Annotated in this window: 12 protein-coding genes and 1 pseudogene; 5 read left to right on the forward strand and 8 right to left on the reverse strand. The window is 65.5% G+C overall.

Annotation, left to right across the window (positions count from 1 at the left end; all coding sequences use genetic code 11):
- Nucleotides 1–131: 131 nt before the first annotated feature.
- Nucleotides 132–422, reverse strand: a complete 291-nt coding sequence (locus V2B31_RS18925; protein WP_328281588.1) for a hypothetical protein — start codon at nt 420–422, stop codon at nt 132–134.
- A gap of 540 nt (nt 423–962) precedes the next feature.
- On the opposite strand from V2B31_RS18925, the gene V2B31_RS18930 reads away from it, so the two are divergent.
- A complete protein-coding gene (locus V2B31_RS18930) occupies nt 963–1181 on the forward strand; it encodes a hypothetical protein (protein WP_328281610.1) in 219 nt (72 codons plus the stop codon).
- Between the two features lie 118 nt (nt 1182–1299).
- On the opposite strand, the gene V2B31_RS18935 is transcribed toward V2B31_RS18930, so the two are convergent.
- Nucleotides 1300–1524, reverse strand: coding sequence for a hypothetical protein (locus V2B31_RS18935; protein WP_328281590.1), 225 nt, complete (start codon nt 1522–1524; stop codon nt 1300–1302).
- A 477-nt stretch (nt 1525–2001) separates the two neighbouring features.
- Here V2B31_RS18935 and V2B31_RS18940 point away from each other — a divergent pair, with 477 nt between their 5' ends.
- Complete coding sequence (locus tag V2B31_RS18940; protein ID WP_328281592.1) at nt 2002–2295, forward strand: hypothetical protein; 294 nt, start codon at nt 2002–2004, stop codon at nt 2293–2295.
- A gap of 24 nt (nt 2296–2319) precedes the next feature.
- Here the strand turns inward: V2B31_RS18940 and V2B31_RS18945 are convergent, their stop codons facing one another.
- From V2B31_RS18945 to V2B31_RS18965, 5 genes are all read right to left on the reverse strand, one after another.
- Nucleotides 2320–2886, reverse strand: a complete 567-nt coding sequence (locus tag V2B31_RS18945) for a hypothetical protein (protein ID WP_328281594.1) — start codon at nt 2884–2886, stop codon at nt 2320–2322.
- 190 nt (nt 2887–3076) lie between these two features.
- Nucleotides 3077–4075, reverse strand: a complete 999-nt coding sequence (locus V2B31_RS18950) for a DUF2493 domain-containing protein (RefSeq protein WP_328281597.1) — start codon at nt 4073–4075, stop codon at nt 3077–3079.
- A gap of 837 nt (nt 4076–4912) precedes the next feature.
- Nucleotides 4913–5518, reverse strand: a complete 606-nt coding sequence (locus V2B31_RS18955; protein ID WP_328281599.1) for a hypothetical protein — start codon at nt 5516–5518, stop codon at nt 4913–4915.
- A gap of 35 nt (nt 5519–5553) precedes the next feature.
- Entirely contained in the window at nt 5554–5883 is a 330-nt protein-coding gene (locus tag V2B31_RS18960; RefSeq protein WP_328281601.1) for a hypothetical protein, read from the reverse strand.
- A gap of 52 nt (nt 5884–5935) precedes the next feature.
- Nucleotides 5936–6265: a single-stranded DNA-binding protein gene (locus V2B31_RS18965; RefSeq protein ID WP_328281603.1), complete on the reverse strand. Its 330-nt coding sequence runs from the start codon at nt 6263–6265 to the stop codon at nt 5936–5938.
- A 709-nt stretch (nt 6266–6974) separates the two neighbouring features.
- On the opposite strand from V2B31_RS18965, the gene sciP reads away from it, so the two are divergent.
- From sciP to V2B31_RS18980, 3 genes are all read left to right on the forward strand, one after another.
- Complete coding sequence (gene sciP / locus V2B31_RS18970; protein WP_328281605.1) at nt 6975–7274, forward strand: CtrA inhibitor SciP; 300 nt, start codon at nt 6975–6977, stop codon at nt 7272–7274.
- 108 nt (nt 7275–7382) lie between these two features.
- Complete coding sequence (locus tag V2B31_RS18975) at nt 7383–7784, forward strand: UrcA family protein (protein WP_328281607.1); 402 nt, start codon at nt 7383–7385, stop codon at nt 7782–7784.
- The gene (locus V2B31_RS18980; protein WP_328281608.1) at nt 7774–8133 is read left to right on the forward strand and encodes a c-type cytochrome; all 360 of its coding nucleotides are present in this window, start codon (nt 7774–7776) and stop codon (nt 8131–8133) included. The genes V2B31_RS18975 and V2B31_RS18980 overlap by 11 nt, the downstream gene beginning before the upstream one ends.
- A 115-nt stretch (nt 8134–8248) precedes the next feature.
- Here the strand turns inward: V2B31_RS18980 and V2B31_RS18985 are convergent.
- Nucleotides 8249–8463, reverse strand: a pseudogene (locus V2B31_RS18985) (DUF736 domain-containing protein); the annotation flags it as partial.

The following is an 8463-nucleotide window of genomic DNA, read 5'->3' on the forward strand; positions in this document are numbered from 1 at the left end:
CCGAGAACCACATCATCATCTCGTGGGTCAGGAGCTGGCTGCCGCGGGTGAAATTGCCCGCATTGCGCTGCACGCGACCGCGGGCCGAGTGATGGGTGAGCGGGACGGGACGCCCGTCAGTGCGGATGTCCTCACGCGCCATGATATTGCTCCAGGCGCTTGTCGGTTTCCGCGATGATACGGTCGCGATATTCGGGAAACTGCTCCCGGATGATGATGTCGAGGGCGAGCTGCTGGAACTCGCTGTTCCGGGCGATCCGACGCTGGCTCGCGCTGAGCAGATGGTCCGATGCGAGGAAGTTCTCGACCGCCGCGCGGAGGAGATCGGATGGCGTGCAACCGCGGGCGGATGCGAGCGCAACGAGGCGATCATATTTGCCCCGGTCGAGACGGACCGTGCAATGCTTGTTGGGGGTCGTCAAACCAGGCCTCCTAGCAGGGAGGCTGGCGGGGTCTCAGAAACCGTTGTGGGGTATAGCGCAATCCGGGGGCTGGAGCAAGAAAATCGACCTTGCCGCTGGTCGCGTGTTCCGCCGTAACACGCTGAAAAGCAGAATTTCCGGGGGTTTCACGGTCACCGAAATACTGTCCCACAGCCGCCCACAGTCCGACTATGCTCTAAGATACTGGAATTGTTCCAGAACCCATGCACCACCGGTGCGTTCGGTGTGCTACTCTGCACCAGGGCTGATCCTGTCCCGGGGGGCGTCTGGTGACGCGATCGTCTCGATATGGAAAGCGCCTCCGGCTGGGCCAGCGGCCGTCGATCGGACGGAACCTGGCGCAAGTTGGGAGCCGCGTTTCGGTGCGGCGCGGACCCTCGCAATCAGCCGGGTCACCGCGTCGAAAGTCGAGCAGTCCAGGAAATCAAATCCGGGCATGATGTTTGGCTTTCGAGGTGGGGCCCAAGTCTCTATACTGTCGCTGTTCATGGCCCGATCAGCGTGAACCAAGAGGCCCTTATGGCACGTACGTTGGAACAGGAAAGAGCAGCCTTGGAGGAGGATGCCCGCAAGCTCGAAGAGCGGCGGGCGCGATTGGAAGAGAAGGAACGGGATCAGGCGATCCAGGCCATCGACAAGACCGGCCTTCTCAAGCTCGATGGCAAGCGGCTGGCGGGGCTCGTGTCCCGTATCCGGACGCTTGGTATCGACGAAGTGGAAAAGCGCCTGACGGCGTGACCAGCCCCCGCCGCGACCCTGCTCGCGGCACGGACATGGGGGGCTCGATGCCCCCCATGTCCGTCTCATCTCACAGCAAAAAAAGGGAGAGGCCGCCAAGCCCCTCCCGGTCGTGGTTTCAGAATTCGTCGATCAGCACACCCGGCGTCGTGTAGACGATCCGGTCGATCATCGGCTGGCTCAGCGTGCCATAATCGCCCTCGTCGATGGCGAGGTAGCCGAGGTCACTGTCTGCGATGACGTGCTGGTCGAAGTAGCTGTGGAGCGCGCGGCGTTCAGCGCATGCGACGGCGGCGAAGTAGGCGGCATTGTCGGCGGCGGCGTTGTTCGTGATGGTCTGCATCTGAGGCTCCTGTCGTCTTGAATGACAGGGGCATGCGCGTCGGGTGGAGGAGGTCGGGTCAAGGATCGCCGGCTGTGCCGGCGACCGCGCCAGCGGCGGTGGGGGTCACGATTTTCTTCGGCGGCCACCGCCGCCGATAGTGAAGCGCCAAGGCTCGATCCGCCGAAGAAAATGGTGGGGCCCCGCCGTCCTTGAGGCGGCCTTCTCCGCCCGACATCCTGGGAAGACTGTGAGAGATTTTTCCCTCTCGGGGGAACGCGTCCGGCAAGGCGTAGCGGCGTGCGAACCGAAGGGTTCGTGCGGTACGCGAGCGAGCCTGCTTGGTGCGTCGACCCGTCTATGATAGGGCGCGAACCGCGCTGCGAAAACGGCGGCGCCGGGGCCTGAGAACCCTGTCGAGAACGGCAGCCTGGTGTGAATTCACGCCGGGGTGCCTGCGCATATGTCCAGGTGCCTCGGCACTAAAAGCGTAGGCGCATGCTCGACATGTTCTCAGCCCCGGCTCCCGCGCCCAGCGCGCGGGAGTTGTCCGGGGTGTTTCATCGCTTTCGGCCGCTCGCGCCTTTTCATCGTGATGGGGCCGGAGGGGATATGGACGAGGCCGTGAGCAATGTTTTGGGCGACGATCCGGCGGTCCGGCGTGCTTTGGCCGTCGTGCTCATGCGCGAGGTGCTGCCCCTGCTCGATGCTCTCACCGAGACCGTTGCCGCCGCGCATCTGCAGGCGGCGATCGACAGCGTACTGGGAAACACGGTCGAAGGCAGGTGTTGATGCAACGGGCGCATCGATCCCGCGTCAAGCCCAGCTAAGGCGGGCCTCCTCATGATCGCGCGCGCTGGCCAGCAGGCGTTCGAGACGGGGAAGATAATGCGCGACGCCGCGATCGGCGGCACGGTCTCTGGTTGCGGGATCGGAGAGGCGTGCGCGCAACTGGTCGAGTGCTGCGTCACCGGCGCTGTCGCAGTCCATGCCGAGCGCATCGAGAAGCGCATAGGCATTTCCGTAGGCGAGATCGAGTTCGAGGCCACAGTCAGACGTGAGCGCGACCCGCATCGTGATTTCCGCAGCGCGGGGGCAATGACGAAGCGATAGGCGCCGTCCCCGAAATTGCGCCTCCTCGACGACGCTGATAACGGCCGGATCGTGATCGAACAGCGCCGTGATGGCGGCAAGCGCGAGGGGACAGACCCGGACTTCGAAGCTGTCGCCGAGATATTCGTCAGGTTCAAGTAGAGCGACGCCGATGCGGCTGCCCTCAGTGCGCAGGAACTGGCGGAACGCGGCGAGTTGGCGCGCTGTAATCACAGCGACCGTCGAGGCCGTCTCGTCAGCGGGAACCGTGATGCGAAAGAGGATCGACATGACCTTTGTCTCCTTGGGCAAACCGCCTCTCTCCCCCCTCTTTCCTTGGTCGATCGGGCCGTGCGCGGCGCTGGTTTCGTGGCGCGGTACGCCCCGGCGGTGCGCGGGGGTTCGATGCCCCCGGGCACCGCGCTCTCGCGCAAAAGGAAAGAGAGGCTCCGGCGGATGCCGGAGCCTCTCGGATGCGTGATCAGGACGCCCGCAGCTGGCGCGGTGATCCCTCACGCGGGGTCTGCTGATCGAGCTTGACGACGTGCAGCGGGACACCGGCCTGGCGCAATTTCTGGGCGAGGTTCATCTGGATGCCCGACCCTTCGCAGATGACCGCTTCGACGGGCTTGAGCGCCAGAAGGCGGTCGTTGCGGACGAAGGCAGCCTTTGCGCCGAGACGTCGATCGAGCCGGAACAGGATGACCTTCACCCCTCGTGCCGCCGCCCATGCCTGGGCGATGGCATCACAGCCCTTGGTCTGCGCAGTGGTCGCGAGGATCATCGCGGGGACGCGTGCCTTGATCGAGTCGAGGCCGCGCCACAGCATCTCATGATCGTCCCATAGCTGTCCGCCTGAGAAAACCACCACAGGGCCTTCAGGGGCGAACTGTTCGCGGCGCTCGCGCGCCCGCTCGGCCATATAATTGCGCGCGTCGATCATCGATGCGGTGACGCCGCTCGATACCCGGCTGCCGCGCGTCGGCGAATAGGGCCGTCCAGTCTCGACGCGATAGACTTCGGCGGCATGGTCGCGCATGCATTCCATGGCGTCGCGGCATCCCTGCAGCGTCTGGCAGAGCAGCTGCGCGTCTTCGAGCTGCGAGGCGTAGATCTCGCTCGGATCGAAGGTGCGCGCGAGATCGCCAAGCTCCTTGGCGGCGTCATCCTCCCGATCGTTGATCCGCTTCGCCACGACATGGAAGCTGTTCACGAAGCCCCAGGCAAGATCGCTCGCAAAGGGTTCGAGGCGGGTGTCGCGGAAGACATCGAAGAGCGTCGCCATCACCATCTCGACCGCCGCGCGGGCCTGCTCGGGATCGGGCATGTCGAGCTGTTCGGTCTCGTCGACCGGTGAAAGCTTCGCGCGTTCGTCATGCTCGATAAAGGCGTTTTCGTAGAGCGAGCTGCGGTCGGTGTTTCCGGTCTCACTGGCGATGAAGCTGGCGAAGTCGGCGAAGTTCGAGAAAGACTTGGTCATGTGAGCCTCCATGGATTTTAGATGTCTCATCCCCTCGGATGAGACCTGGCTCAGGGCATGCGGTGGTCAGGGAGGTCAGGGACGTTAACCGGGAAGCCGGCCGCCAGGCCGGACCCCGGTTAACGCCGCGCCAGCGGGGAGTGGGGGAACCGATTTTGTCGGGGTCGCAGCGCGCGTGCGCGCGGCGGTACCGGCAAAATTGGGGGGACCGCTCATCCTGAAGGACCGCCTACCCCGCATGCCACACTAGGCAGACACAAGAGAGGAATAGGGGTGTAAAACCTCTCCCTGCTCGCCAACCCGCAAGGGGATCGTAACCCGGCAGGGCGGAGACGGGCGAAGGCCGGCTCCGTGAGCTTTGCCGGGGACCGCGCAGCGGGCGGCGGCTTAGCGAATAGAGCCCCGGTCGCCTCCCGTCGGCAAGGAATTCGTGCCGGCGGAAGGCGATGCGCCAGCCCTTCATCGTCACGCTCTCCACAGGATATGGATCCCGAAGGTCCGCCCCTGTCAGCAGTGGCTCGCAGCCCGGCTGATGGACCTGGAGATGCCCCCTCATACGTCCCACACCAAAGAGGTGGCGTATCGTGGGGGGACCGCTCCACTCAGGCAGGCGTCGGCGGGTCATCCTTTCGCGGCAGCGCAGCGGCTCACTCAGTCGAACGCGTCGTACCTCGCACGTGAATTGGCTCCCGCGCCCGCCATGGCGATCCTACGAACAGATCGAGGGATGAAACTGCCTGGGCACGGCGCGCGCATCGGCATGCGCGGATCCGGCGAAGCAGCGCCGGCCCTCGCATCCGGTCGGATGCCCATGGCTTGGCGGGGCGCTCCGCGCCGTCAGCCGGACGGCCTTATCCAGTCGCCGGCCTCGCGCCAGCCCAGGATATCGGTGCCGGTATCGCTCACGGCATCATTCGAAATGTCCCGCCAGAGCGATCGGGGCCGATAGGTCGGCATGTAGCGCGCGGTGAGAAGCTCGAAGGTCGCGCAGCTATAGCCGCTGAGGCGGATCGCCAGGACCGGTTGGTTCTCGCGCGGCTGGGCGTCGAGCGCCGAAACGAAGCCGGCCGGAATGGGATGCAGCGTCGCATCGATGAGAACGCGGGAGTGCCGCCCCTCCACCTCTCCGGCCTGTGCCCCCCAGGGATGGGCGTCGATATCGAACAGGTCGGGCGCCGTATCGCTCGGCACATAGGAGAACTCGCCGGACCAGCAGCGACTGTCCGGGTTCAGGGCGGCGACATCGTTGCCGAGGGTCGTATCGCCGGTTTCGCCGCGCAGCCAGTCGCCGAGGGCCGGCGTGAGCCGGCCCGTGAGCTTGCGGGCGCATCGCGGCATGGCGTCGAGTTCGGGAAACTCGACCAGCCACCAGGCGAGGCGATGGTTCAGAATGATGCCGTAGCAATGCGCGGCGGCACGGACCGGAACGGAATGCGCGGTCATGATCGGGATCCTTTTCGAACAGAGAGGATGACGGGTCAGTGGACCGACCCGTCATGTGCCAGGAGGATGTCGGGGCTGATCAGCTGATGCTCGGCGGCGATCAGGGACCAGGCTGCGGCAAGCTCGTCATAATATTCGCAGTCGACGATCGCGTCGGCACTGGCTTCGCCGAATTGTTCGGTCTCGAAGGCGCGGATATGCGCCGCGTCTGCGGCCTCGGTAATCGCCTGGCCGAGACGCGCGGCGATCTCATAGGCGTTGAGGGTCTCGGCTGCCCGGCGGATGCGGGCAACCATGCTGGGATTGGTGATTTCGATGCCGTGGGCGATCCCGGCGATGTCGTCGTAGCTGGCGAGGTTGAACATCTTGGCTCTCCTGGAAATAAGGAGGGCGGCCGCTGACGGCCGCCCGTCAGGTTCAGAGGAATTCGATTTCCTCGGCGACGATGTCGGTGTTGTAGTAAGTGCGCCCGTCGCGCTCGTTGCGGCTGTAGCGGATCTCGCCGACCACCATCAGCTTGTCGCCCTTCTTCTTGTGGTTGGCGACCGACTTGCCGAGGCCGTTGAAGGCCTTGACCGTGTGGAACTCGTCGTAGGTCTCGGTGTAGCCGTTGTCGTCCTTCTGGACCTGGCCGTCCTTGATGACCGGCTTGGAGGTGACGAGGCTGAAGCTGACGCCGCCCTTGCTGTCGGTGCCGAAGCGGGTGATGTCCGAGGTGATCCGGCCCGAGAGAAAAACCTTGTTCATGTGCGTGACCTTTCGCGTCTGCCAGCGGGCCGACCCCGCTGGGATGAACATCCGCGAAAGCCCGGGATCGAGGGTCCGCCGCACGCGCGCGCAGCGCGGGGAAACCCCCATTTTTCGAGTGGTGCGGGCAGAGGCCGCAGGCCTCAACACGGTCGGAAAATGGCGGGTTGCGGTGGACCCGCACGGGCGTAGCGTTCATTCCACAAGCGGGTGGCCCCAGGCATACGCCAGGGCGTGCGCTCTGATGAGGTGGTCGAGCGCCGATCCCCGGAAGGATCGTGCTGACAGGCAGACCTTGGCGGGACGGTGTCGCCGTCCGACCGCCACGATGGTCGATCTGGACCCGCCGCAGAGGAAGGCGTGGCAGCCGGGACGGCGGTTGTCCATACGGGTCCGGCATCGGCGGAGGGTAGGCACGCCAACCACGGACGCGGGCGCGTCATGGTCCGGCGCGGTCGGAGCGGCCGACATCGCGGGCCATCCTTGCGGCACGGCACCGACCTGGAAGCGGTCCGATCCTCCGACATGGGCGGCGAGCCGCCTCTCCTCGCCAGGGCGTCGGAATCGTTCCGCGATAAAGCGGCCGGGATGTCGGGCGGACCGCGTGCGTTAACCCTGATGCTTTTGTCCGCGACAACCATGCCGGATCGACAATCAGGAGAGGAAAATCGTGCGTAACCTCGCTGGCGGGGACCAAGGCAAAGGTGATATGATCGAGAACCAGACATTCCGTCCTGCCCAAGTCATCGGGCCGCTTGGCGAGCCGTTGACCTTGGAGTCGCTTCCGAAGCCCGACACCACGCGGTGGGTCGTGCGGCGCAAGGCTGAGGTGGTCGCCGCGGTGAATGGCGGGCTGCTTACGATCGACGAGGTCTGCGAGCGCTACGTGCTGACGCTGGAGGAATTCGCGTCCTGGCAGAGGGCGGTCGACCGCTCCGGAATGCCTGGATTGCGGGTGACCCGCACCCAGCATTATCGCCATCTCTACGAGCGCCAGCAAAGATATTAAGCGCGCCGCTTGCTGGCGAAGAGTTGAGTTGCGTCAAAGAACGGGTCCCGCCGATAAGCCATGATCGTGCCAGAGCGCCCGTCTCGAGCGCAGAGGAACCGAGCGAACATGTCGAAGATGGCGGGATTTGCGTGCGCGGGCATGCTCATGGCAGCAGGATGGGCCATGCCGGCGACGATGGCGGGCGCGCAAACGCCTGAAGGCAGCCAGAACGAAATCACCGTCGAAGCCCCGCGCTCGGCACCGATGCGCATCGAACGAAACCCCTATACGGGCGCTGCGATCGCGGTGACGACGGTGCGCATGTCGGTGCTCTATGGCGATCTCGACCTCACCGCGCCGCGCGATGCCGACCGGCTCATGCTCAGGGTCCGCAACGTCGCGCGCGACGCCTGCAAGCAACTCGACAGACTCTTCCCTTTGGATCCCGATGAGACTTGCGTCGACAAGGCGGTGGACAATGCCGCGCCCCTCGCCACGGCGGCCATTGCGGCGGCGCGTGGCCGATAATCGGCTTTTGCTGGCGCTTGCGCTGCTCGGCCTCGCTTGCGGTCCGCTCGCCGCGCGGCCGGCCCGGCAGGCCCGGCAGAGCCAGGCCCAGATGGGCCTCCGCTTCGCGCAGGCGCATTGCGCGAGCTGCCATGCCGTGGCGCGAAACCAGTTTTCGCCAAACCCCGCAGCACCGCCGTGGGAGGATGTCGTCAACAAGGAAGGGCTGACCCGGGAGACGCTGACCTACTGGCTGCGTCATTCGCACAATTTCCCGGAGATCATGAATTTCGAGATCGAGGATGGCCAGGTCGACGCGCTCGCGGACTATATGCTGACGCTGAGAGAGACCCGGCTGTCGCCGCGATAGCCGGCCCGTCAGCGCCCCTGAAAGGGAAATGAAAACAGGGCCCGCCTCGCGGTGAGCGAAGCGAGCCCTGCGAGGCTGTGCCCGGAATGGGAGGCGTCGGCCGGGCACGAGGGGATCAGCTGACCGTTTCGGGTTCCTCCACCTGCTCGGCCTGGCGCTGGCGCCGCTGGCGGCGACCGCCTTCGGGCTGCTGCTCGCCACCGAAGGCGTGGCTTGCGGAGGACTGGCCGAGGCCGGCCTCGCTGCCCTGGCCGCGATCGGCCGTCTCGTCGGCACCGGGCAGCGGCGGCAGACCGTCATCGGCCTTGGGCGCCATCTCCGAGGCGAGGT

Origin of the sequence: Sphingobium sp., from assembly GCF_036170395.1 — a bacterium.
Classification (GTDB): Bacteria; Pseudomonadota; Alphaproteobacteria; order Sphingomonadales; family Sphingomonadaceae; genus Sphingobium.